The organism is Streptomyces sp. NPDC037083, assembly GCF_055606485.1.
In genome coordinates, this window is the sequence record NZ_JBVJSQ010000001.1 from 21,188 (window position 1) to 45,363 (window position 24,176).

Here is a 24,176-nt window from a genome sequence, read left to right on the forward strand (position 1 = left end):
GGGGCGCCCTCAGCGCTTTCTCGCGGCTCCCGGACGGTTCTGGGGGCTTCGGTCAGCCGGCGCTCGTGAACTGGTGCAGGCCGGGCACGGTGAGCGTGCCGCCGAACTGGCCCGCCTGCTGCACCTTCACGTTGGTGAAGTAGATCAGCGGGATGTTCAGCGGCGGCGGGCTCTTCGGGCTGAACGTCACCGGTATCAGGCCGAACAGGTTGCCCGAGATGCTCTCCGTGTACATGACCGTGTCGCCGTCACGGATGGTGGACGTCGTGCCCTTGCCCGCCTGGACGTGGTAGGTCCGGCCGGACTGCTTGTCGTTCACCGTCTGGTGCAGGTCGCCGATGTCGGTGCCGTCGGAGATGACGTACTTCAGCACCTCCTTGACCGTGCCGTTGGCGGTCTTCACCTTGACTATGCCCTGGTAGTCGGCGCCCTTGAGGAGCAGCGAACTGGCGTTCAGGAACCAGGGGTCGTCGGGCAGCCTGGTCTTGTTGTCGATGCCGCCCTCCTCGTCCGTGGCGGCGGGGCAGTCGTCGGCGTCCGTGGCGGCGCTCGCCGAGGGGCTCGGCGAGGCCGTGGCGTCGGCGGTGTCCTTCGCCTTGTCCTTCGCCGTGTCGGCGGCGTCCTCGGCGGTGCCCTTGGCCTTGTCGGTGACGGAGTCGGCCGTGTCCTTGGACGTGTCCGAGGTGTCCTTGCCCGAGGAACCGGAGGAGCCCGAGGAGTCGGAGGAGTCCGACGAACCGGAGGAACCGGTGGAGCCCGAGGAGCCCGAACCCGAGTCCGACGTGGGGTCGCCGGCCGAGGCGGAGGCCGACGGCGACGGGCTCGCATCGGCCGGCGCGTCGCCCTCCTTGCCGTCGAGCAGGTCCGTGATGGCGTCGCCGATGGTGTCCAGGACGTTCTTGTCCGTCTCGGCGGCCGACGGGCTCGCCGTCGCGGTGTCACCGGACGTCGTCGACTTCTCGGGTGAGGAGGACGCCGACGGAGAGGGCTCGGCAGCGTCGTCGGAACCTGAATCCGACGACGAGGAGCCGTCCTTGCCGTCCGAGTCGCCCGAAGTGTCCTTCGAACCGCCCGAGTCGCTCTGGCCGCTGTCCGAGGAGTCGTCCTTGGAGCCGTCCTTGGAGTCCTCTGCGGACTCGCTCGCGCTCTCGGAGGCGGACGGCGTGGGCGAGGCCGACGCGGAGGCGTCCGCGCCCTCCAGGGCCGCCACACAGTCCTTGTACTCGTCGATCGTGAGGCTCTTGGACGCCGGCTGGTCGTCGGCGTTGGCGAGGGTGGGCGTGAAGCCCATCCCCATGAGGACCGCCGTCGGCATGGCCGCCAGGGCTATCGCCTTGCCGGCCGGCATGTGGAACCTGGTGAACAGCGGCTTCTTGGGTGCCGCGTGGCGCGGCCCGTTGGTTCTCACGCGGGCAGCGTCCACATCGCTCCCGGTGGAAACCTCGTCAGCCGGCACTGTGCCTCCCGTTCGCCCCGTTGGCCGGGCTCGTTCCTGACAGGTCGTGCAGATCGTGCGGCTCGCCCGTGCTCTCGTCGTCCTTGGTGAGGGACGTTTTCTCGGTGACCGCGGGGCCCGTGCTGTACGGGTTCTCGCTCAGGTCGCCCGCCGGGGCGGGGCCGGGGTACGCGCCCTCGGGGGCGTCTCCGGCGTTCTCGCCGACCTCCGGCGCCGGGGCCGGCGCGGGCGGCGCGCCCGGGGCCCACGACACGGCCATCGCCCCGCCGATCAGCGCGAACAGGAAGCCGATGAGGAAGCCGCCGAGGTTGGACACAGGGATGGAGACCAGCCCGAGCAGGATCGCCGCGACTCCCGCGAAGACCTGTACGTGCTTCTGGAACCACAGACTGATGCCGAGGACGCCCAGGAGCACGCCGATGATCAGTGACCCCGCGCCCGCGGTGGTCGCCATCGCCAAGGTCAGATGGCCCACCTGGAGGTGCGCGTAAGGGAAGTAGGCGATGGGGAAGCCGGCGAGAAGGACGAACAAGCCCGCCCAGAACGGCCTGGTGCCCCGCCAGGCGCGGAACTGCTCCCTCCGGCGAGTGAACTGGCCGGAGGCGGCAGGGGTCTCGGCGCTCATGGAAAACAGCTCCCTGGTGCGGCGTTTCTGTGGTGGTGAGTCGTGCGGCCGGTGAAGACCCGGGCTTCAGACTGGACGGGCGGGGGCGCCACCGGCTCCCCCGCCCGTCAGAGAGTGCTTAGTAGCACTCCTTGACACCCGTCGACAGCGACATCTTCAGGCCGCTGAGCTTGAAGGTTCCGGCGGTGGTGGCCCACGCCGTCTGCTTCACGTCGGTCAGCGTGGCCGAGTCGGCCTGCTGAGCGAAACCGAACGGGTTCGCCGTGTCACCGCTCTTGATGCCGGGACCCTTGCTGGCGTCCTTGGCCGCGACGCCGATGTCGATGTTCTTGAAGGTCGCGTTCGCCTCAAGGTCCTCGACGTCGATGTAGAGGTTCTCGGCCTCGGCCGGCGTACCGCCGCCGCCCGCCTTCAGCATCAGGCTGACGGAACCGATCAGCGGGATGTTCGGGGTGACCACGGACTGGCACATGTTCGTGATCGAGGCGCTCTTGAACGCCGAGACGGCGACGGGGTGAGCCGTCTTCTTGCCGTCGAGGGTGTAACCCGAGTCGATCGCGCCGTACTGCGAGAAGCCGGTGCCTTCGAGCTTGTCCGCCGTCACCTTGAACGACTGACCGGACACGCTGAACGACGCGGCCAGTGCGCCCTGCGCGAGGGCGACACCTATACATGCCGTGGCGGCAACGCTGGGCACCATGACCACAGCGAACCGCTTCCATCTGGTCCCGCCACGCACCTGGGACTCCATATTTCCTCCTTCTCGGACGTACATCTCCTGTTCCCGGCTCGCCCCCGAGACGGCGACTCAACCGGGCAGGGATGGGAGAAGTGCTACGTCCTCGGGAAGGGGAGCGCCCGTCTCGGAGGCGCGAACCGCGCACCGATCACCGGCGATCACCCCCGAGCGACAACCACTGGTCGCGCCTGACACGCATCACGCACAACCTTGCTGGACAGGCTTCGCGGCAGCGAAGACCCCCCTGCCCAAGGGCCGGCGGCAGCGCCGTCGACCCTGCTCGGTGGGGACCCAGGAAAGTCCGTTGACCCAACCGGCTGTCGGGGTACGGGATTGGACCGAGCGTGGCCGATCGTGGTGCATTCTCGCCGCCCGCACAAGGGGGTTCGTTACTCGCTAGTAACGGCCGGATAACCGAACAACGACCCACAGGTCTCGGGCAGCAACTCAGGGTGTCTTTCATGCCCAGGACAAAACTGTTGATCGATGGACGGAATCCGACAGATCGACGCCCTGGTCCTACTCGCAGTAACAGCGGCCGCGATTACCAAGATTTGGTAAAGCGCGGCCGCTGGGGAACCAGATCAGCAGAACTTTCACTCCGGCAGCACGGGCTCCGACGTTTAGCGACTGGTCAGAACCCGGACTCCTGCCGGATCAGAACAGCGCGCGCGCCAGCGCGCGCCGGGCCGCCGCCACCCGGGGGTCCTCGGGGCCGACCACCTCGAACAGTTCGATCAGCCTCAGCCGCGCGGCGTCCCGGTCGTCACCGGCCGTGCGGCCGACGGTGTCGATGAGCCGGCCGAACGCGTCCTCGACGTGACCGCCCACCAGATCCAGGTCGGCCGCGGCGATCTGCGCCTCGACGTCCTTCGGCCTGTCGGCGGCGTCCTTGCGCACCTGCTGCGGGTCCATGGCGCCCACCCGATGGAGCAACTCGGCCTGCGCGAGCCCGAGTTTGGCCTCGCTGTTGCCGGGGTCGTCGGCGAGCACGTTCTTGTAGGCCTGTACGGCGCCGCCGAAGTCACCGGCATCCAGCGCCTGTACGGCGGCTTCGAGCAGGCCGTCGTACGGCCCGACGGGCTCGGCCGCGACCGTCTGGGCGGCGCCCGCCTCCGCGTCGGCGTCGACGGTCAGGCCGGTGAGCCCGAAGCGCTGCTCGGCGACCTGCACCAGCTGGTCGAGGGTCTGGCGGATCTGCGCCTCGCCGGCGGCCCCCTGGAAGAGGGGCAGCGCCTGCCCGGCGACGACGGCGAACACCGCCGGGATGCCCTGCACCCCGAACTGCTGCATCAGCATCTGGTTGGCGTCGACGTCGATCTTGGCGAGCAGGAAGCGGCCGTTGTACTCGACGGCGAGCCGCTCCAGAACCGGGCTCAGCTGCTTGCAGGGCTGGCACCACTCGGCCCAGAAGTCGATGACGACGGGCACCTCGGCGGACCGCTGCAGGACTTCCCGCTCGAAGCCCGCCTCATCGACGTCGATGACGAGATCGGCCGGGGAGACGGCTCCCGTGCCGCCCTGCCGCGCCGCTTCGGCGCGCGTCTGCTCCGCCTTCGCCTTGGCCTCCTGGGCCGCCTTCACCGCGGCGAGGTCGACGACTCCGCTCATGGACATGTTCCGTGGCTGCATGCGTCTATCCTCCCCCGTCCGCGCGCCTGCGTGAAAAGCGATCCGAATACTTCCCGAACTTCCCGAACAGGAGCGCCCGGGTCCCCACCCCGCGCCCTGTCAGGCCTGGCCCGCGTACGTCCGTCGCGAGCTTTCGCTACGAGTCGTAGCGTAATGGCACCGGGTGCCTCCGCAACACCCCGCTCCGGTGATCTCCCTCACGGAAGCGCGGAAAAAACCTGCGGTTATGGTCGGAACATGCAGAGCCGCACTCCCGCTTGCCGTCCCGGCCGTCCGCGCAGCGCCGCCGCGGACACCGCGATCCTGGCCGCGACGCGGGAGGCACTGGTCGAGCTGGGCTGGTCGAAACTGACGCTGGGGGACGTGGCGACACGCGCCGGCGTCGCCAAGACGACCCTCTACCGCCGCTGGGCCGGCAAGAACGAACTGGTCGTCGACGCGGTCGCGGAGCTCTTCGGCGAACTCGAACTCCCCGACCGCGGCAGCCTCGCCGCCGACATCGAGGGCGTGGTCCTGCAGTTCGCGGCGATCCTGGCCCGCCCGGAGGCCAAGAGCGGACTGATGGCCGCCGTCGCCGAGTCCACCCGGGACGACGCCCTGCGCGAGCGCATCCGCGCCTCCATCGTCGATCCGCAGAAGGGGCTGGTCCTGGAGGGCCGGGCCCGCGCCCAGGCCCGCGGCGAACTCCCCCCGGAGTCGGACCCGGTGGAGGCGGCCCGCACGGTCGACCTCATCTTCGACGTGGTGGCGGGCGCCGTGGTGCACCGCACCCTGGTCAGCGCGGAACCCGCGGACGAGGAGTGGGTGCGCGGCTTCACGCGGGTGCTGCTGCAGGGCCTGTCGTCGGCGTCCGCGACGCCCGGCACGTCCGGCCCATTGGGCGTGTCCGGCCTGTCGGGCCCGTCCGGCTCCTGAAGGGGACGCCCGCGGCTGCGCCCCCGCCCCGGGGAGCCGCGTTCCGCCTCAGAAGCCCGCCGGTTCCGTGTACACCCCCCACTCCGCCCGCAGCGCGTCGCAGATCTCCCCCAGCGTCGCCTCCGCCCGCGCCGCGTCGAGCATCGGCCCGATCATGTCGGACCCGTCCCGGGCGGCCGTCAGCATGGCGTCGAGCGCGGTCCGCACGGCGCTGTCGTCCCGGGCCGCCTTCCGCGCGGCCACCGCCCGCACCTGCTCCCGCTCCACCTCGTGGCCGACCCGCAGGATCTCCAGCTCCCCGGTCACCGACGCGGTGTGCACGTTGACGCCGACGACCTTCCTCTCCCCCTTCTCCAGCGCCTGCTGGTACCGGAACGCCGACTCCGCGATCTCCCCGGTGAACCAGCCGTCCTCGATGCCGCGCAGGATCCCGGACGTGATCGGACCGATCGGGTGCCGCCCGTCGGGGTGGGCCGACGCGCCCCGCTCCCGGATCTGCTCGAAGATCTTCTCTGCGTCGGCCTCGAGCCGGTCCGTCAGCTGTTCCACGTACCAGGAACCGCCCAGCGGATCCGCCACGTTGGCGACCCCGGTCTCCTCCATCAGCACCTGCTGGGTGCGCAGCGCGATCTCCGCCGCCTGCTCGCTCGGCAGCGCGAGGGTCTCGTCCAGGGCGTTGGTGTGCAGCGAGTTGGTCCCGCCGAGCACCGCCGCGAGCGCCTCCACGGCCGTGCGCACCACGTTGTTGTAGGGCTGCTGGGCCGTCAGCGAGACGCCCGCGGTCTGCGTGTGGAAGCGCAGCCACTGCGCCTTCTGCGACCTCGCCCCGTAGACGTCCCGCATCCAGCGCGCCCAGATCCTGCGTGCCGCACGGAACTTGGCGATCTCCTCGAAGAAGTCGACGTGGGCGTCGAAGAAGAAGGACAGGCCGGGCGCGAACACGTCCACGTCCAGCCCCCGACTCAGCCCCAGTTCCACGTACCCGAAGCCGTCCGCCAGCGTGTAGGCCAGCTCCTGCGCGGCCGTCGCGCCGGCCTCGCGGATGTGGTAGCCGGAGACGGACAGCGGCTTGTAGGCGGGGATCTCGGCGGCGCAGTACTCCATCAGGTCGCCGATCAGCCGCAGATGCGGCTCGGGCCGGAAGAGCCACTCCTTCTGGGCGATGTACTCCTTGAAGATGTCCGTCTGGAGCGTGCCGTTGAGGACGCTCGGGTCGACGCCCTGCCGCTCGGCGGCGACGAGGTACATGCAGAAGACGGGGACGGCCGGCCCGCTGATCGTCATGGACGTCGTGACGTCGCCCAGCGGGATGTCCCGGAAGAGGACCTCCATGTCGGCGGCCGAGTCGACCGCGACCCCGCAGTGGCCGACCTCGCCCAGCGAGCGGGGGTCGTCGGAGTCGCGGCCCATGAGGGTCGGCATGTCGAAGGCGACCGACAGGCCGCCCCCTCCGGCGCCCAGGATCTTCTTGTAGCGCTCGTTGGTCTGCTCGGCGTTGCCGAACCCGGCGAACTGCCGGATGGTCCAGGTGCGCCCGCGGTAGCCGGTGGGGTACAGGCCGCGCGTGTAGGGGTACTCCCCGGGCCAGCCGATGCGCTCGAAGCCCTGGTACACGTCGCCGGGCCGTGGCCCGTACACCGGCTCCACGGGATCCCCGGAGAGCGTGCGGCGTGTCCGGTCACCCGGGCCCCCGGCGGCCTCGCGCTCACGCGAGGCGTCGTAGCGGGCCTGCCAGCGACGGCGGCCCTCCTCGATGGCGTCAGCGTCCATACCCCAAATTTACTAGGACGTCCTAGTAAACGTCGACACCGAACCGCCGCGCGCGGGTGCGGACGGCGGTGGGGTTACGCCTTGACGGGCGCCGGAGCCGCGTCCGCGGCCCGGTCGGCGAGCTCGTGGCTGATCTGCCGCTCGACGAAGAAGGCGGCCGTCGGGATCGTCCCGGCCAGCAGCACCCACAGCTGCTTTCCGACCGGCCACTTGGCCTTCGAGCCCAGGTCGAAGGCGAAGACCAGGTAGACGACGTACAGCCAGCCGTGCGCGATGGCGACGACGCGGGTGAAGTCCGCGGCGCCGTCGACGTCCAGGCCGTACTTGGCGATCATGCTCAGGCACAGCAGGACCAGCAGCACACCGGTGACGTAGGCCAGGACGCGGTAGCGGGTCAGCACGCTCTTTTTCATGAGGACGAGCGTAACCACCGGTTTTCGGGCGATCTTGCGCGGGGTTGGACCCCGTCCGGCGGATCAGTCCTCGAAGTCGTGCGCCGCCACCCGCAGGGGCCTCAGCATCGCGAAGATCTCCCCGCACTCCTCCGCGTCGTACACCCCGAGCCCGAAGTCCATCGCCATCAGGTCGCGGGTGGCCGCCTCGACGACCTCGCGGCCCTTCTCGGTGATGACGGCGAGGGTGCCGCGGCCGTCGTTGGGGTTGGGGCGCTTGTCGACCAGGCCCGACCGCACCAGCCGGTCGACGGTGTTCGTCACCGAGGTGGGGTGCACCTGGAGCCGCTCGCCGATCTTCGACATGGTCAGCTCGCCCTCCTTGGAGAACGTGAGCAGCACCAGCGCCTCGTAGCGTGCGAACGTCAGGCCGTACGGCTTGACCACGGCGTCCACCTCGGCGAGCAGGATCTGGTGCGCGCGCATGATCGAGGTGATCGCGGCCATGGACGGCACGTTCCCCCAGCGCTGCTTCCAGAGCTCATCGGCGCGGGCGATGGGGTCGAAGGGAAGACTGAGCGGTTTCGGCACGCCTCCAGACCTTACCGGCCGGTCACATCGCGGTCAGCCCCGTCTCGCGTTTCGGTCCGCCGGACCGCCCTGGCCGTCAGGACGCAGCACACCGTCCCCATTGCGCCCGCCCCGGTGACGGCCGCCGTCACCCCCACGAGCTCGGCGGCCGCCCCCGCCAGCGCCATGCCGACGCCCTGGAACGTCATGAGTCCGGCGGTGAGCAGCGTCATGGCCCGTCCGCGCAGCTCCTCGGGCACGTCCCGGACGATCCACTGGTCGAGGCCGAGGGTGTACGCCGAACCGGCGCCCGAGACCAGCAGCAGGAGCAGCGAGACGACGAGACCGGGGTGCAGGGCGTAGCCGAGGTAGGGCAGCAGGGTCACACAGACGAGCGGCAGGGCGACGCGCTCGCGGGTGACGGGGCGCAGCCGGGCCCCCGCGAACAGTTCGCCGGCGACCGTGCCGACCGGCAGCGCGCACATCAGCAGGCCCAGGCCGACGGGACCGACGCCGAGGTCGTCGGCGTAGGGCGCGGACAGCGCCTCCGGGGCGACCGTGAAGGCCGGCGGCACCCAGAAGAGCAGCAGCAGCGCCCGTACCCGCCGGTCGGCGAGGATCTGCCGGGCCCCCTTGAGGGAGTCGGTGACCAGCGCGCCTCCGGTCCGGGCCCGGGCGGGGCGGCGACGGGTGCCCAGGCGCAGCAGGACGGCGGAGGCGAGGAAGGTGCCGACGGTGACGACGAGGGCCTGGCGCGGGGAGGCGACGGTGAGCAGCACCCCGCCGAGTCCGAAGCCGACGAGCAGCGCGCTCTGCGCGGTGATGCGCAGCAGGGAGCGGCCGAGGACGAACAGGTCGCCGTCGCCGAGGATGTCCGCGAGGGTGGCCATGCGGGTGCCCGCGAAGACCGGCGAGACGACGGCGAGGCAGCAGCGCAGGGCGAGCAGCACGGCGAGGGGCGCGCCCGGCGCCGTCATCGGCACCACGCACAGCGCGCACACCAGGTCGCAGCCCACGAGGACGCGCCGGGCCGGGAAGCGGTCGGCGACCCCGGCGAGCAGGGTGCCGCCGACGACGTACGGCAGGAAGCCGAGGGCCCAGGCCAGGGCGCTCATCAGGGGTGAGCCGGTGAGGTCGTAGACGAGCACGGACAGCGCGATCTCGGCGACGATCACGCCGAGCATGGACAGCAGGTGGGCGGCGAAGACGGCCCGGAACTCGCGGACGGCGAGGACGCGGCGATAGCCGGCCGGCGCGGGCGCCCCGGTGGGGGCCGTCGTGACTTCTGACATGGGCAGCAGCGTGCTCGGGCGGCGGCGCGCGGCCTAGAGTTTCGGGCACGGCCGAATGTACGGGCCGGACGGGGGCGGGCGGCACGTGTCCGGGCCGCATGTCCGAGAGGTGGGTCCGTGCCGTCACATCTGCACTTCGGGGAGGACGACTTCCTGCGCTGCCGGTTCGCGGTGTCCCCGCTGTGGGAGACGCAGGAGGTCGCGCGGACCCTCAAGCGGCCCGACCGGCACGGCTACCACGCGCCCTGGCTGCGCCGGATCAGGGCGGCCGCCGAGACGCTCGACCTGACCGGCCTGTGGCTGCTGATGCCGCGCCGGGGCTACTGCCCCGACTGGCTGTGCCCGCCGCCGCTCGGCCCGGCGGCCGGGTTCGAGGAGGAGATCGCCGCGGTCCGGGCCGCCGATCCACGGGACGCCCGCGACGGCACCGCCCGCTCGCTCGCGGACACGCCGGGCGCGCTGGACTCGCCGCGGGGCCGGGCGTGGCTCGCGGATCCGGAGCGGATGATCCGGGAGCTGGCCGATGTGCTGGAGGAGATCTGGCTCACCCTGCTCGCCCCGGACTGGCCGCGGCTGCGGGCCCTGCTGGAGGCGGACGTCGCCTTCCACTCACGGCGGCTGGCCGAGGTGGGCCTGGGCGGGCTGCTGCCGGAGATCAACCGGCGGTGCGGCTGGCGGGCGGGAACCCTCACCGTCGCCTCGAACGGGGAGCACGAGCGGCACCTGGGCGGGCAGGGGCTGGTGCTGATGCCGAGCGTGTTCTCGTGGCCGGACGTGGTCAGCGCCTTCGACCCGCCCTGGCAGCCGACGCTGGTCTACCCCGCGCGGGGCATCGCCGGCCTGTGGGCCGACCCCTCCGACCACGCCGACCGCCTCCCCGACACGCTCGTGCGGCTGCTGGGACGCGGCCGGGCGGCCGTGCTCGGCGCGCTCGACGAGCCGGCCGGCACCTCCGCGCTCGCCCGGCGTCTCGGGCTCGCCCCGTCGTCGGTGTCCGCGCACCTGACGCTGCTGCGCGACTGCGGGCTGCTGGTGTCCCGGCGCTACGGGCACCATGTGCTCTACGAGCGGACGCCGTTGGGGATCGCGCTGGTGTCGGGCGGCACTCCGTACGGCTAGCCGCCCGGGGTCAGTAGAGGCTGCGCAGGCCGAGGACGTCGCCCTTGCCTAGAGTGCGGGCGCTGGTGGAGCAGGCGAACGATCGGGCGTACATGGTGAGGTTCTCGTGTCCGGCGCCCGAGTGGCCCAGGCCGAAGACGTGCCCGGCCTCGTGCGTGGCGACGCTGCGGAGGTCGTAGGCGTTCGTGCAGGCGCCGGTCGGGTTGCTGGTGAACGTGTAGTCGTGGGTGTTGAAGCGGACGTCGGCCTCCAGCAGTTTCTCGGGGCGGCCGCCGGGCACCGGCCGGCTCCACGTGCAGGTCGTGGCGACGGCGCCGGCGCCGATGTCGCCCGCGTCCCACACGCTCAGGCCGTCCCGGCGGACGCAGCGGGCCTCGCCGTCGATGCCGGCCTCCTTGGTCGTGGTCGCCAGGTACCGGGACCTGGCCGAGACGCTGTCGTCGAAGCCGCAGTCGTTGCGGCTGGTGGTGATGGTGGCGACGGCGGCCTCGAAGTCGCGCCGGGCCTCGGCGTGCGAGAGACCGCCCGGCAAGGGGCCGTCGCCGATGAACCACTCGTACGTGCCGTACTCCTTGCGCCGGGCGGTGGAGTACGCGCCGTCGGCGCAGGGGGCCGGGGCGTCGGCCCGGCTGCCCGGGCGGCTCCGTGTGTGCTCCGCCTCGTAGGAGTAGGAGACCGTGCCGTCGGCCGCGACGGCCAGGCTGAAGCCGTGCGCCGAGCCGCTGGTGGTGAGCGCGTCGACGCTGACCGTGGTGCCGGGTTCGGGCACCGCCAGACCCGCACCGTCATGGGTGACCACACGGCCGACGACGGGGCAGTCCAGCACGGACGAGCCGGGGGGCAGATCCTCGACGGTCAGCTCGCCGCGGGCGAGGGCGCAGGCGGGCGTCCGGGGCGCCTCGCCCACGCAGACCGCCGCCACAGACGCCGCCAGTACGAACGCCGTGATCACCCTGCCGGGAAGTCCCGGCCCGCGCCGCCCTGCCACCGCGTGCTCCCTTCGACGCCGCGCCTGCGCGCGGACTTGATCGACTCCGGGAGACATTAGCCAGGCGGCGCGCGCCAGAACCCCGTATTTGCGCACCCATTCGGGTGACTCGTCATACGGGTGCTCAGCCTGCTAGGGCGCGAGGTGCCGTTCCACGGTCGCCACCTTCGAGGTGAGCCCGTCCGTCACGCCGGGGCGGATGTCCGCCTTCAGGACCAGGGAGACCCGGGGAGCGCGTGCCTCGACGGCGGCCACGGCGCGCCGGACGACGTCCATCACCTCGTCCCACTCGCCCTCGACGGAGGTGAACATGGCGTCGGTGCGGTTCGGCAGGCCCGACTCGCGGACGACCCGGACGGCCTCGGCGACATGGGCGCCGACGTCCTCGCCGACGCCCAGCGGGGTGACCGAGAAGGCGACGATCATGCGTTCACGACGCCTTCGTTGCGGGCGCGGGAGGCGATGACCGCGTCCTCGGCCTCACGGCGCAGCTTGCGCTCGGCGAAGAAACCGCCGGTCGGCAGGACCGAGAGGACGAAGTAGACGGCCGCGGTCCCCAGGGACCACTTCGTGCGGTTCCAGGCGTCCGCCCAGAAGAGCACGTACAGGACGAACAGCACGCCGTGGACCATGCCCATCACGGGCACGGCGTTGAAGTCCGTGGTCCGCTTCAGCACCGAGCAGAGCAGCAGCAGGAGGAAGGACACGGCCTCGGGGGCGGAGACCAGGCGCAGTCGGCGGAGGGCGGAGGCTGTCTTCAGGTCCACGGGTCACCTTCGGGGGGAGGTACGGCGATCTGAACGGGCGGTTTGTGAATGCACGCACAAGCGTTCGTCCATTGTGGCAAACGGTCCCCCTAAGGGTGCGTTCAGGGTCGTTCTCCACCTCCGGGTGCTGTTGTGCACACCCGTCCGGCCGATACCTTCACCGCGTGGCGATGTTTCGACTCCAAGGCAGCAAGGTGCTGGCCGTCGACATGACCGGGGACGCCGTGAAGGCGAAGAACGGCTCGATGGTCGCGTACGACGGGCAGATGGCCTTCAAGAAGCTCAGCGGCGGCGGCGAGGGCATCCGGGGCATGGTGACCCGGCGTCTCACCGGCGAGCAGATGACCGTGATGGAGGTGAAGGGGCAGGGGACGTGCTGGTTCGCCGACCGGGCCTCCGAGATCAACCTCGTCCGGCTCCAGGGGGACAAGCTCTACGTCGAGTCGAGCAATCTGCTCGCGACCGACGCCGGGCTGCGGACCGGGACGAGCTTCACCGGACTGCGCGGCGCGACCCAGGGCAACGGACTGTTCACGACGACCGTCGAGGGACACGGGCAGGCCGCGATCACCTCGGACGGGCCGGCCGTGGTGCTGCGCGTCAGCCCGCAGTACCCGCTGACCGTCGACCCCGGCGCGTACATCGCGCACCAGGGCGACGTCCGGCAGTCCTTCCAGTCCGGGGTGACGTTCCGCACCTTCCTGGGCGAGGGCGGCGGCGAGGCCTTCCAGATCCGGTTCGAGGGGGACGGCCTGGTGTACGTGCAGCCGAGCGAGCGCAACACGATCGCGGGGGACGTGTGAGATGAGCTTCCGCGAGATCAACTCCAAAGTGCTCGAGGCGACCGTGGTCCCCGGCCAACGGCTCTTCAGTCAGCGCGGCGCGATGCTGGCGTACCGCGGCGAGGTGTCCTTCACACCCAACGTCCAGGGCGGCCAGGGCGGGGTGATGTCCATGATCGGGCGGCGGCTCGCCAACGAGGACACACCCCTGATGACCGTCGAGGGCAACGGCACGGTTCTCTTCGGGCACGGCGGCCACCACGTCCAGGTCGTCCGCCTGACCGGCGAGACGCTGTACGTCGAGGCCGACCGGCTGCTCGCCTTCGAGGGCACGCTCACGCAGGGCACCATGTTCCTGGGCTCGCAGGGCGGGGTCATGGGCATGGTGCGCGGACAGGTGAGCGGCCAGGGGCTGTTCACCACCACCCTGAAGGGGCACGGGGCCGTCGCCGTGATGGCCCACGGCGGGGTCTTCGAGGTTCCCATCACCCCGCAGCGCCCGGTCCACGTCGACCCGCAGGCCTACGTCGCCCACCACGGCGACGTCCGCAACAAGCTGTCGACGGCGCTGGGCTGGCGGGACATGGTGGGCCGCGGCTCCGGCGAGGCGTTCCAGCTGGAGCTCAGCGGCAGCGGTGCGGTGTTCGTCCAGGCGTCGGAGGAGAAGCTGTGAGCATGTACGGGGCTCCGGGCGGCGGCCCGACGGTGTACGACCCCATGACCCTGCCGGTCGACGACAACGTGAACAACTACACCTTCTGCGTGGAGCTCAAGGGGAGCCAGTGGTTCCTGCAGAAGGGGAAGATGATCGCCTACTACGGGTCGATCGACTTCAACGGCGTCGGACACGGCCGACTGGACCGTCTGGTGCGCAGTTCCTTCCATTCGCCTCTGCACGCGAGCGACTGGGTGGTGGCGGAGGGCTCGGGCAAGATGCTGCTCGCCGACCGGGCCTTCGACGTGAATTCATACGATCTGGACGACGGCAACCTGACCATTCGCTCGGGCAATCTGCTCGCTTTTCAGCCAAGTCTGTCGCTCAAGCAGTCGATCGTGCCGGGTTTTCTCACACTCATCGGAACCGGAAAGTTCGTGGCCGCATCTAACGGGCCGGTGGTGTTCATGGAACCTCCCCTGCGGGTGGACCCTCAGGCACTCGTCGGCTGGGCCGACTGCCCGTCCCCGTGCCATCACTACGACCACGGGTACATGACGGGCGTGATGGGCGGTCTACGTGCACTGACGGGCCTCGGAGGCGCCTCCGGGGAGGAGCACCAGTTCGAGTTCGTGGGTGCCGGCACGGTGCTGCTGCAGTCGTCCGAGACCCTCATGGCCGAGCAGGCCACGGGGGTGGTTCCGCACGAGCCGGGAGTGCCCGGATCGGGCGGTGTGCCGGGTGGGCACGGCGGGCCCGGAGCGCAATCCGGCGCACCGCGCCTTCCCGGACAGCTCGGAGACCTCCAGCGTCGCTTCGGGCTGTGAGCGGTAGTCTGCGGAGTGTGACATCGAACGCGTGCGCACCGTCACACCACCCTCACTAGTTCGCCTTTCAACATTTTAGGTAGACTTCATTTATGGAGACCGAAACGGCCACTCGGTGGCTGACCGACGCGGAGCAGTGCGCCTGGCGCACCCATCTGGAGGTCAACAGGCTGTTGACGTACCAGCTCGAAAAGGATCTGCAGCCGTTCGGCCTGACCATGAACGACTACGAGATCCTGGTGAACCTCTCCGAGTCGGAGGGCGTCCGGATGCGGATGAGCGACCTCGCGTCCGCCACCCTCCAGTCCAAGAGCCGCCTCTCGCACCAGATCACCCGGATGGAGAACGCCGACCTGGTGCGCCGTGAGAACTGCGAGTCGGACCGTCGCGGCCTGTACGCGGTCCTGACCGAGCACGGCCTGGAGACGATGCAGAAGGTCGCACCCCACCATGTGGACTCCGTGCGGCGGCACTTCATCGACCACCTCTCCTCCGAGGCCCTCGCGGACCTCTCCAAGGCCCTCAAGCCCGTGGCCGAACACCTGCGCGGGCAGCGGGGACGGCCGTAGGCGGCTTCCCTTCCGGGCGATCGACAGGCGGAGCTCGAACAGGGCTCCGCCTGTCGGCATCCGGGGTTCCGCCTTGCCGTCACCCTGCTTACCGTGAGGTGCCGCCGAGTGGGCCGCCCCCTCCCGGGTGATGGTCTCCCTAGGGCGCGCCCCGTGCTCGTCCCCGGCCGCGGGCCGAACCCAGCCGCACCGAGCCGCACGAAACGCTCGAAATGCTCGCCCGAAGGCCCGCCGCCGTCCCCTCGGGCCCCCTCCCCGACATCGGCGACCACGTCGACGACCTCGTCGCCCGCCCGCCGCACGCCCGCCTCGACCACCGACACGCCGTCCCGACACGCCGTCGCGCGTCGCCGAGCAGGTTGGCCGGCACCCGCCCCCGCTGCCCCCGCGATCCGGACACCTCCCCGCCGAAGGGCGCGACGTCGACGCCCCGGTCCCCCTCCCCCGCCGTCGCTGCCAGGGCGCGGGGACCGGCATCGGCCCCGACGACGGCCGGGGGTGCGGCCCGAAGGGCCCGAAGGGCGGCACCGTCGAGCGCGGGGCGTGGCAGGCGGGCGTGCGCACGGGTCAGGGCGCGCAGGGCCTCGACGACCGGCCCGCGGGGCGGGTCACCGGGCCAGCGGCGCGAGTTCGCCCGTCTCCTGTCGCCGTCGTGTCTCCTGGTGCCCGTCCTTGCGGGGCATCAGGGTGACGACCGCCGCCGTGGCCAGCACCGTGGCCCCCGTCAGCGCGAAGCACGCCCCGACGGGCAGCCGCCCGGCGAGCGCACCCGCGACCGCCGTTCCGCCCGTGATCCCCGCGTTGACCGCCGTGTTGACCCAGGCCCCTGCCCGCACCCGGGCATGCGGCGCGCAGACCGCGTCGGCGGCGAGATAGGCCGTGGTCAGCGCCGGGGACACGAAGAACCCGGCGACCGCGACGGCGGCGGCGAGCGTGCCGAGCCCCGGCGCGAGTGCCGCGCCGCACAGCGTCAGCCCGAGTCCCGCGGTGAGCAGCGGGAGCCGTGCCCCGGCCGGGGACCGCCAGGCGACGGCCCCGTTGAGCAGGCCGCCGACGGCGCTGCCCGCGGACAGAGCGGCCAGCACCCAGGCGACGCTCGCGCCGCCGTCGCCGTGCCCGTGCCGCTCGGCGAAGGCCACGACCAGCAGGTCGACCACGCCGAGTGCCAGCCCGACGCCCGCGACGGCGACCAGGGGCCGCCCCAGTCCGCGCAGCCCACCGCCGCCGCGCGGCCCGCCGGTCTTGGCGGGCCGCGCGTCGCGCACGGCAGGCGACGACACGAACCCGGCCGCGCCGACGGCCATCAGGGCCGCGCCGAGGGCGATCCCGGCGGACGGCGGGGCGACGCCGACGAGCGCGCCGACCAGCAGGGGGCCAGTGACGAAGAGCAGTTCCTCGGCGACCCCGTCGAGGCTGTAGGCGCGCTGCAGCAGCCCCCGTTCCGGGGTGAGCCCGGCCCACACCGCACGCATGGCCGGCCCCAGCGGCGGAACGCAGGCGCCGGCGGCCGCGGCCAGGGCGCCCAGCATGGGAGCGGAGGTGTCCGGGCGGGAGACGGCGGCGGTCAGCAGCGCGAGCAGAGCGACGTACCCGGCCGTCATCGAGGCGATGGCCCGGCGCGGCCCGTGACGGTCGACGAAGGCCGCCCGGACGGGCGAGAGGAAGACGGCGGTGGCGCCGAACAGCGCCATGACGGCGCCCGCCGCGGTGTACGAACCGCTGGCGCGGGTCACGGCGAGCATCACGGACAGCGGGACGATCCCGTACGACAGGCGGCCGGTCAGGGCGGCGGCGAAGGTGCGGCGGGCGTGCGGGACGCGCAGAACGGCGGCGTACGAGGGCAGCACCGCGTGCGGAGCGGACATGAGAGGTTCCTCGACTCATGGCGGGGGAAAGGGGACGCCTGATCGCCGTGCCCGGTGCGGCCGACTGCCGCTCACCGGGCACGCGCCGAGGCGGGCCCTATGCCAAGAGGAGGAACACGTGGTCGAACGTAGCAGTGCGTCCCGGCGGCGCACCACGCCTTTTCCGCCGGGTGGCCGTCTCACCCCTCGGTGAGCCCCGCCACCAGTTCGTCCGCCGCGCGGTAGGGGTCCAGCGTGCCGGAGACGATGCGTTCGGCGAGCGCGCTCAGCCGGCGGTCGCCGTGCAGGTCTCCGATGCGTTCGCGCAGGGCGGTGACGGCGATCGTCTCCACCTCGCGGGCGGCCCGGGCCCGGCGCCGCTCGGCGAGGACGCCGTGCTCCTCCATCCACGCGCGGTGCTTCTCCAGCGCCTCGACGACCTCGTCGACGCCCTCGGCGCGGGAGGCGACCGTCTTCACGATCGGCGGCCGCCAGTCGCCCGGGGCACGGGCCTCGCCGAGGCCGAGCATGTGGTTCAGCTCGCGGGCGGTGGCGTCCGCGCCGTCCCGGTCGGCCTTGTTGACGACGTAGACGTCGCCGATCTCCAGGATCCCGGCCTTGGCGGCCTGGATGCCGTCGCCCATCCCGGGGGCGAGCAGCACGACGCTGGTGTCGGCCTGGGAGGCGATCTCGACCTCCGACTGGCCGACGCCGACCGTCTCGACCAGGATCACGTCGCAGCCCGCCGCGTCCAGCACGCGGATCGCCTGCGGCGCCGCCCAGGCGAGGCCGCCCAGGTGGCCCCGGGTGGCCATGGAGCGGATGTAGACGCCGGGGTCCGAGGCGTGCTCGGACATCCGGACGCGGTCGCCGAGCAGGGCGCCGCCGGAGAACGGCGAGGACGGGTCGACGGCCAGGACCCCGACCCGCCTGCCCTGCCTGCGGTAGGCGGTGACCAGCGCGGAGGTCGAGGTGGACTTGCCCACGCCCGGCGAACCGGTCAGACCCACCACGTACGCGTTGCCGGTGAGCGGCGCCAGGGTCGCCATCACCTCCCTGAGCTGCGGGGACGCCCCCTCCACCAGGGAGATCAGCCGGGCCACGGCCCGGGGTCGGCCTTCCCTGGCCTGGGCGGCCAGCGAGGAGACGTCCTGCATCACAGCTCCGTTCAGCTCCGTTCAGCTCCGTCCGGATCCGCTCGTCCGGCTCGACGACGGTCTCAGGCCCTGGGTACCCGGACGATCAGCGCGTCACCCTGACCGCCGCCGCCGCACAGCGCGGCCGCGCCGACGCCGCCGCCCCTGCGCTTGAGCTCCAGCGCCAGGTGCAGGACCAGCCGGGCGCCGGACATGCCGATCGGGTGGCCCAGGGCGATCGCACCCCCGTTGACGTTCACCTTTTCCGTGGACACGCCCAGGTCCTTCATTGACTGGACCGCGACGGCGGCGAAGGCCTCGTTGATCTCGATCAGGTCGAGGTCGGAGACCTCCAGGCCGTCCTTCTTCAGGGCGTGCAGGATGGCGTTGGACGGCTGGGACTGCAGCGAGTTGTCCGGCCCGGCCACGTTGCCGTGGGCGCCGATCTCGGCGATCCACTCGAGGCCGAGCTCCTGCGCCTTGGCCTTGCTCATCACGACCACGGCCGCCGCGCCGTCGGAGATCTGCGACGCGGAGCCCGCGGTGATCGTGCCGTCCTTGGCGAACGCCGGGCGGAGCTTGCCCAGGGACTCGGCGGTGGTGTCGCCGCGGATGCCCTCGTCCTTGCTGAAGACGACCGGCTCGCCCTTGCGCTGCGGGATCTCCACCGGGGTGATCTCGGCCTCGAAGACGCCGTTCTTCTGCGCGGCGGCCGCCCGCTGGTGGGAGAGCGCCGCGATCTCGTCCTGCTCCGGACGGGCGATGCCGAGGCGCGCGTTGTGCTTCTCGGTGGACTCGCCCATGGCGATGTTCTCGAAGGCGTCGGTCAGCCCGTCGTACGCCATCGCGTCGAGCATCTCGATCGCGCCGTACTTGAAGCCCTCGCGGGACTTCGGCAGCAGGTGGGGGGCGTTGGTCATGGACTCCTGGCCGCCCGCCACCACGATGTCGAACTCGCCCGCACGGATCAGCTGGTCCGCGAGCGCGATCGCGTCGAGGCCCGACAGACACACCTTGTTGATCGTGAGCGCGGGGACGTTCATCGGGATGCCGGCCTTGACCGCGGCCTGCCGGGCCGGGATCTGCCCCGCCCCGGCCTGCAGCACCTGGCCCATGATCACGTACTGCACCTGGTCGCCGCCGATCCCCGCACGGTCGAGGGCGGCCTTGATCGCGAAGCCGCCGAGGTCGGCTCCGGAGAAGGACTTGAGGGAGCCCAGCAGCCGTCCCATGGGCGTACGCGCGCCCGCGACGATCACCGAGGTCGTGCCGTTGGAACCAGTCGATCCAGTCATGAGCTGCGATTCCCCTTACCGGCCTGCACAGGCCGAGGAGTGAACGAGGGTTTACTTCGAATGTACTGAGTGGCACTCCGTGCCGTCATCGGGCCGTCAGTGTGATCGCGCGCACGTTGCGTAACCACCTCCGGCGCGCTGCACTGACAACATGCTGACGCGAATCGACCACATCGGGATCGCCTGCCACGACCTCGACACGACCGTCGAGTTCTACCGTTCCACATACGGCTTCGAGGTGTTCCACACCGAGGTCAACGAGGAGCAGGGCGTGCGCGAGGCCATGCTCAAGATCAACGAAACGTCCGACGGAGGCGCCTCCTACCTGCAGCTTCTCGAGCCGACGCGGGAGGACTCCGCCGTCGGCAAGTGGCTCGCCAAGAACGGCGAGGGGGTCCACCACATCGCTTTCGGTACGGCGGATGTGGACGGCGACGCCGAGGACATCCGCTCCAAGGGCGTACGCGTTCTGTACGAAGAGCCCCGACGCGGCTCCATGGGGTCACGAATCACCTTCCTGCACCCCAAGGATTGCCACGGAGTTCTGACAGAACTGGTCACATCGGCACCTGTTGAGTCACCTGAGCACTGACCCTCGTACATATGGGCCGGTAGGGTTGGGCTCGGTCGCCGCTCACACCGGGGCGACCCGGTCCTGCCGTACGGCGGCAGGACGCAGCCGGGGTCCGGGTTTCGGGGGACGAGCGTCGGGGCAGCAGCCCATGCTCCGTCGTTGATCTGACACCATTCCCCGGGGGCCCCGTTCGGCGGATGGACGGAGCCCGTTCGGGAAGCTTGCGACCAGGGACGGATGGGACCGCGCAGTGCGGGGCTACGAGAGCCAGGAGCGGGAGCCGGCGGCTGACGTCGACCACCTGACTCGGTTCGAAGCCGAGATGAAGCGGCTGAAGACCGAGCGGGAAAAGGCGATTCAGCACGCCGAGGACCTCGGCTACCAGGTCGAGGTGCTGCGCGCCAAGTTGCACGAGGCGCGTCGCACCATCATGTCCCGGCCCGCCTTCGACGGCGGCGACCTCGGGTACCAGGCCGAACAGTTGCTGCGCAACGCGCAGATGCAGGCCGACCAGTTGCGCCAGGACGCCGAGCGCGAGCTCAGCCAGGTGCGGGCGCAGACGCAGCGGATCCTGCAGGAGCACGCCGAGCAGGCGGCCCGGCTGCAGGCGGAGCTGCACCAGGAGGCGGTCACCCGTCGCCAGCAGCTCGACCAGGAGCTGGCGGAGCGCCGGCAGAACGTCGAGTCGCACGTCAACGAGAACGTGGCGTGGGCGGAGCAGCTGCGGGCCCGTACCGAGGCACAGGCCCGCCGGCTGCTCGACGAGTCGCGGGCGGAGGCCGAGCAGGCCCTGGCCACGGCGCGCGCCGAGGCCGAACGGGTGGCCACGGAGGCCCGCCAGCGGCTCCAGGCCGACGCCGAGGCCGCCCGTGCGGAGGCCGAGCAGTTGCTGCTGCGGGCCCGCACGGACGCCGAGCGGCTGCTGAACGCCGCCTCCACGCAGGCCCAGGAGGCCAGCGACCACGCGGAGCAGCTGCGCACCTCCACCGTCACGGAGTCCGACGCGGCCCGCCGTCAGGCCGGCGAGCTCAGCCGCGCCGCCGAGCAGCGCATGTCCGAGGCCGAGGAGGCGCTGCGCAAGGCGCAGGCCGAGGCCGACAAGGTGCTCGCCGAGGCCAAGGAGGCCGCGGCCAAGGCCCTCTCCAGCGCGGAGTCGGCCAACGAACAGCGCACCCGCACGGCGAAGGAGCAGGTCGCCCGGCTGGTCAGCGAGGCCACCAAGGAGGCCGAGACCACCAAGGCGGACGCCGAGCAGGTAGTCGCCGACGCCCGCGCCGAGGCCGAGAAGATCGTCGCGGAGGCCTCCGAGAGGGCCCGCACGCTCACCGCCGAGGAGAGCGCGACCCAGCTGTCGAAGGCGGCCAAGACCGCCGAGGACGTCCTCAACAAGGCACAGGAGGACGCCCAGCGCACCACGAAGGCCGCGGCCGAGGAGGCCGAGCGGATCCGTCGCGAGGCGGAGACCGAGGCCGACCGGCTGCGCGCCGAGGCGCACGACATCGCCGAGCAGCTCAAGGGCTCGGCGAAGGACGACACCAAGGAGTACCGCGCCAAGACGGTCGAGCTGCAGGAGGAGGCCCGCAGGCTGCGCGGCGAGGCCGAGCAGCTGCGCGCCGACGCGGTCGCCGAGGGCGAGAAGATCCGCGCGGAGGCCCGCAAGGAGGCCGTCCAGCAGATCGAGGAGGCGGCCCGGTCCGCCGAGGAGCTGCTGTCCAAGGCGAAGGCCGACGCGGACGAGCTGCGCCAGAAGGCCACCTCCGACAGCGAGAAGGTGCGCACCGAGGCCATCGAGCGCGCCACCGCGCTGCGCCGCCAGGCCGAGGAGACCCTCGAGCGGACCCGCGCGGAGGCCGAGCGCTCCCGCGAGGAGGCGGTCGAGCTCGCCGAGACCATCACCTCGAACGCCGAGCAGGCCGCGCGCGAGCTGCGCGTGGAGTCGGAACGTGCGATAGAGGCCCGGCAGGCGGAGGCCGCCGAGGAGCTGAACCGGCTGCAGACGGAGGCCGAGGCCCGCCTCGCCTCCGCCGAGCAGGCGCTGACGGACGCCCGTGAGGAGGCCGCGCGGATCCGTCGCGAGGCCGCCGAGGAGACCGACCGTCTGCGCTCGGAGGCCGCGGAGCGGATCCGCTCCCTGCAGCAGCAGGCCGACGCCGAGGCGGAACGGCTGCGCAACGAGGCCGCGGCCGACGCGTCCGCCTCGCGTGCCGAGGGCGAGGCCGTCGCCGTACGGCTGCGTTCCGAGGCCGCCGCCGAGGCCGAGCGTCTCAAGACCGAGGCGCAGGACACCGCCGACCGGGTGCGCGCCGAGGCACAGGCCGCGGCCGAGCGCCTGGCCGCCGAGGCCTCCGAGACGCTGGCCGCCGCCCAGGAGGAGGCGCTGAGGCGCCGTCGCGAGGCCGAGGAGCTTCTCGGCTCCGCCCGCCAGGAGGCCGACCAGGAGCGCGAGCGGGCCCGCGAGCAGAGCGAGGAACTGCTGGCCTCGGCGCGCAGGCGCGTGGAGGACGCGCAGACCGAGGCCGTGCGGCTGGTGGAGGAGGCCGACCGGCGGGCCAACGAGATGGTGTCGGCGGCCGAACAGCACGCGCAGCAGGTACGGGACTCCGTGGCCGGGCTGCACGAGCAGGCCCAGGACGAGATCACCGGGCTGCGCTCCGCGGCCGAGCACGCGGCGGACCGTACCCGGCGCGAGGCCGAGGAGGAGGCGGACCGGGTCCGCGCCGACGCCTACGCCGAGCGGGAGCGGGCCGCCGAGGACGCGAGCAGGGTCCGGCGCGAGGCGAACGAGGCGTCGGAGGCCGCGCAGGAGCTGGCGGAGCGGACCGTCGGCGAGGCGATCGCCGAGTCGGAGCGGCTGCGCTCGGAGGCGGCGGCGCACGCCCAGCGGGTGCGCACCGAGGTCTCGGACGCCATCGCGCAGGCCGATCAGGACGCGGCGCGCACCCGGGCGGACGCCCGCGACGACGCCAACCGCATCCGCTCGGACGCGGCGACCCAGGCCGACACCCTCATCACCGAGGCGCGCAACGAGGCGGAGCGGCTCCAGACGGAGACCCTCGCCGAGGCCGAGCGACTGCAGGCCGAGACCGTGGCGGAGGCCGAGCGCCTGCGGGCCGAGTCGATCGCCAAGGCGGAGAAGCTGATCTCGGACGCGTCCGGCGACGCGGAGCGGCTGCGGGCCGAGGCCGCCGAGACGGTGGGCTCCGCGCAGCAGCACGCCGAGCGGGTCCGGGCCGAGGCCGAGCGCGTCAAGGCGGAGGCGGCGGCGGAGGCCGACCGTCTGATGAGCGTCGCCCGCGAGGAGGCCGACTCGACGCTGGACGAGGCCCGCAAGGAGGCCAACAAGCGGCGCTCCGAGGCGGCCGAACAGGTCGACACGCTCATCACGGAGACCGCCGCCGAGGCCGACAAGCTGCTCACCGAGGCGCAGCAGCAGGCCCAGAAGACCACCGCGGACGCGGAGGCGCAGGCCGACTCGATGGTCGGCGCGGCCCGCAGCGAGGCCGAGCGGCTGGTCTCCGAGGCGACCGTCGAGGGCAACTCCCGGGTGGAGAAGGCCCGCACGGACGCCGACGAGCTGCTGGTCGGCGCCCGTCGGGACGCGACCGCGATAAGGGAGCGGGCCGAGGAGCTGCGCGACCGCATCACCAGCGAGATCGAGGCGCTGCACGAGCGGGCGCGCCGTGAGGCCGCCGAGACGATGAAGTCGACCGGGGACCGCTGCGACGCGCTCATCCAGGCGGCCGAGGAGCAGCTGGCCAAGGCGCAGGCGAAGGCGAAGGAGCTGGTGTCGGACGCCAACTCCGAGGCGGGCAAGGTCCGCATCGCCGCCGTGAAGAAGGCCGAGGGCCTGCTCAAGGAGGCCGAGCAGAAGAAGTCGACGCTGGTGCGGGAGGCCGAGGAGCTCAAGGCCGAGGCGATCCGCGAGGCGCGGCGCACGGTCGAGGAGGGCAAGCGCGAGCTGGAGGTCCTGGTGCGCCGGCGTGAGGACATCAACGCCGAGATCTCCCGCGTCCAGGACGTGCTGGAGGCGTTGGAGTCCTTCGAGGCACCGGCCGGAGGCAAGGACGGGGGCGTCAAGGCCGGGGCTGCCATCGGCGCGCCACGATCAGGTGGGAAGTCCTCGGATGCCTAGCGGAATGTGTGGATTGCGTTAAAGTCTGGAGCCTTTGACCTAACCTTTGGCAAGCGCTCCGCCCTTGAGCCACCCAAAAGGGGTGTCATTCTCCAGA

The 24,176-nt window shown here is 71.9% G+C and carries 22 protein-coding genes; 8 read left to right on the forward strand and 14 right to left on the reverse strand.

The window, feature by feature from the left end; genetic code table 11:
* Positions 1–52: 52 nt before the first annotated feature.
* The 4 genes from ACZ7DE_RS00095 to ACZ7DE_RS00110 form a co-directional block, all read right to left on the reverse strand.
* Entirely contained in the window at positions 53–1,456 is a 1,404-nt protein-coding gene (locus ACZ7DE_RS00095) for a hypothetical protein (protein WP_470756248.1), read from the reverse strand.
* Positions 1,446–2,081: a DUF6114 domain-containing protein gene (locus ACZ7DE_RS00100; RefSeq protein ID WP_470756250.1), complete on the reverse strand. Its 636-nt coding sequence runs from the start codon at positions 2,079–2,081 to the stop codon at positions 1,446–1,448. Before ACZ7DE_RS00100 ends, ACZ7DE_RS00095 begins: the two co-directional genes overlap by 11 nt.
* A gap of 118 nt (positions 2,082–2,199) precedes the next feature.
* Positions 2,200–2,832, reverse strand: coding sequence for a DUF6230 family protein (locus tag ACZ7DE_RS00105; protein ID WP_470756252.1), 633 nt, complete (start codon positions 2,830–2,832; stop codon positions 2,200–2,202).
* A gap of 645 nt (positions 2,833–3,477) precedes the next feature.
* Positions 3,478–4,452, reverse strand: a complete 975-nt coding sequence (locus ACZ7DE_RS00110) for a tetratricopeptide repeat protein (protein ID WP_470756254.1) — start codon at positions 4,450–4,452, stop codon at positions 3,478–3,480.
* 237 nt (positions 4,453–4,689) lie between these two features.
* Here ACZ7DE_RS00110 and ACZ7DE_RS00115 point away from each other — a divergent pair, with 237 nt between their 5' ends.
* Positions 4,690–5,367 carry a TetR/AcrR family transcriptional regulator gene (locus ACZ7DE_RS00115; RefSeq protein ID WP_470756256.1) on the forward strand — a complete coding sequence of 226 codons (678 nt, stop codon included), beginning with the start codon at positions 4,690–4,692 and terminating at the stop codon, positions 5,365–5,367.
* Between the two features lie 48 nt (positions 5,368–5,415).
* Here the strand turns inward: ACZ7DE_RS00115 and ACZ7DE_RS00120 are convergent, their stop codons facing one another.
* From ACZ7DE_RS00120 to ACZ7DE_RS00135, 4 genes are all read right to left on the reverse strand, one after another.
* Positions 5,416–7,137, reverse strand: a complete 1,722-nt coding sequence (locus ACZ7DE_RS00120) for an acyl-CoA mutase large subunit family protein (protein WP_470756258.1) — start codon at positions 7,135–7,137, stop codon at positions 5,416–5,418.
* Positions 7,138–7,211: 74 nt separating this feature from the next.
* Positions 7,212–7,550 carry a DUF3817 domain-containing protein gene (locus ACZ7DE_RS00125; protein ID WP_470756260.1) on the reverse strand — a complete coding sequence of 113 codons (339 nt, stop codon included), beginning with the start codon at positions 7,548–7,550 and terminating at the stop codon, positions 7,212–7,214.
* 63 nt (positions 7,551–7,613) lie between these two features.
* Positions 7,614–8,120, reverse strand: coding sequence for a MarR family winged helix-turn-helix transcriptional regulator (locus ACZ7DE_RS00130; protein WP_470756262.1), 507 nt, complete (start codon positions 8,118–8,120; stop codon positions 7,614–7,616).
* Positions 8,121–8,131: 11 nt separating this feature from the next.
* Complete coding sequence (locus tag ACZ7DE_RS00135) at positions 8,132–9,391, reverse strand: MFS transporter (RefSeq protein ID WP_470756264.1); 1,260 nt, start codon at positions 9,389–9,391, stop codon at positions 8,132–8,134.
* 117 nt (positions 9,392–9,508) lie between these two features.
* Here ACZ7DE_RS00135 and ACZ7DE_RS00140 point away from each other — a divergent pair, with 117 nt between their 5' ends.
* Positions 9,509–10,510, forward strand: a complete 1,002-nt coding sequence (locus ACZ7DE_RS00140; RefSeq protein WP_470756266.1) for an ArsR/SmtB family transcription factor — start codon at positions 9,509–9,511, stop codon at positions 10,508–10,510.
* Between the two features lie 10 nt (positions 10,511–10,520).
* Here the strand turns inward: ACZ7DE_RS00140 and ACZ7DE_RS00145 are convergent, their stop codons facing one another.
* From ACZ7DE_RS00145 to ACZ7DE_RS00155, 3 genes are all read right to left on the reverse strand, one after another.
* Positions 10,521–11,498 carry a matrixin family metalloprotease gene (locus tag ACZ7DE_RS00145; protein ID WP_470756268.1) on the reverse strand — a complete coding sequence of 326 codons (978 nt, stop codon included), beginning with the start codon at positions 11,496–11,498 and terminating at the stop codon, positions 10,521–10,523.
* A gap of 132 nt (positions 11,499–11,630) precedes the next feature.
* Positions 11,631–11,924: an MTH1187 family thiamine-binding protein gene (locus ACZ7DE_RS00150; RefSeq protein WP_470756270.1), complete on the reverse strand. Its 294-nt coding sequence runs from the start codon at positions 11,922–11,924 to the stop codon at positions 11,631–11,633.
* Positions 11,921–12,265 (reverse strand): DUF3817 domain-containing protein, encoded by a 345-nt coding sequence (locus tag ACZ7DE_RS00155; RefSeq protein WP_470756272.1) that lies wholly within the window; start codon positions 12,263–12,265, stop codon positions 11,921–11,923. The genes ACZ7DE_RS00150 and ACZ7DE_RS00155 overlap by 4 nt, the downstream gene beginning before the upstream one ends.
* A gap of 170 nt (positions 12,266–12,435) precedes the next feature.
* Between ACZ7DE_RS00155 and ACZ7DE_RS00160 the strand changes: the two genes are divergently transcribed.
* From ACZ7DE_RS00160 to ACZ7DE_RS00175, 4 genes are all read left to right on the forward strand, one after another.
* Positions 12,436–13,068 (forward strand): AIM24 family protein, encoded by a 633-nt coding sequence (locus tag ACZ7DE_RS00160; protein ID WP_470757885.1) that lies wholly within the window; start codon positions 12,436–12,438, stop codon positions 13,066–13,068.
* A gap of 1 nt (position 13,069) precedes the next feature.
* Entirely contained in the window at positions 13,070–13,720 is a 651-nt protein-coding gene (locus ACZ7DE_RS00165) for an AIM24 family protein (protein WP_470756274.1), read from the forward strand.
* Positions 13,721–13,722: 2 nt separating this feature from the next.
* The gene (locus ACZ7DE_RS00170) at positions 13,723–14,529 is read left to right on the forward strand and encodes an AIM24 family protein (RefSeq protein WP_470757887.1); all 807 of its coding nucleotides are present in this window, start codon (positions 13,723–13,725) and stop codon (positions 14,527–14,529) included.
* A 92-nt stretch (positions 14,530–14,621) separates the two neighbouring features.
* A complete protein-coding gene (locus ACZ7DE_RS00175) occupies positions 14,622–15,098 on the forward strand; it encodes a MarR family winged helix-turn-helix transcriptional regulator (RefSeq protein ID WP_470756276.1) in 477 nt (158 codons plus the stop codon).
* Between the two features lie 608 nt (positions 15,099–15,706).
* Here ACZ7DE_RS00175 and ACZ7DE_RS00180 read toward each other — a convergent pair.
* From ACZ7DE_RS00180 to ACZ7DE_RS00190, 3 genes are all read right to left on the reverse strand, one after another.
* Complete coding sequence (locus tag ACZ7DE_RS00180; RefSeq protein ID WP_470756278.1) at positions 15,707–16,963, reverse strand: MFS transporter; 1,257 nt, start codon at positions 16,961–16,963, stop codon at positions 15,707–15,709.
* Between the two features lie 179 nt (positions 16,964–17,142).
* Positions 17,143–18,099, reverse strand: coding sequence for a methylmalonyl Co-A mutase-associated GTPase MeaB (gene meaB / locus ACZ7DE_RS00185; RefSeq protein ID WP_470756280.1), 957 nt, complete (start codon positions 18,097–18,099; stop codon positions 17,143–17,145).
* Positions 18,100–18,161: 62 nt separating this feature from the next.
* A complete protein-coding gene (locus ACZ7DE_RS00190) occupies positions 18,162–19,373 on the reverse strand; it encodes an acetyl-CoA C-acetyltransferase (RefSeq protein ID WP_470756282.1) in 1,212 nt (403 codons plus the stop codon).
* Between the two features lie 151 nt (positions 19,374–19,524).
* Here ACZ7DE_RS00190 and mce point away from each other — a divergent pair, with 151 nt between their 5' ends.
* Positions 19,525–19,965 (forward strand): methylmalonyl-CoA epimerase, encoded by a 441-nt coding sequence (mce, locus tag ACZ7DE_RS00195; RefSeq protein ID WP_470756284.1) that lies wholly within the window; start codon positions 19,525–19,527, stop codon positions 19,963–19,965.
* A gap of 232 nt (positions 19,966–20,197) precedes the next feature.
* Positions 20,198–24,079 (forward strand): polarized growth protein Scy, encoded by a 3,882-nt coding sequence (gene scy / locus ACZ7DE_RS00200; RefSeq protein ID WP_470756286.1) that lies wholly within the window; start codon positions 20,198–20,200, stop codon positions 24,077–24,079.
* The last annotated feature ends 97 nt before the right edge of the window (positions 24,080–24,176 follow it).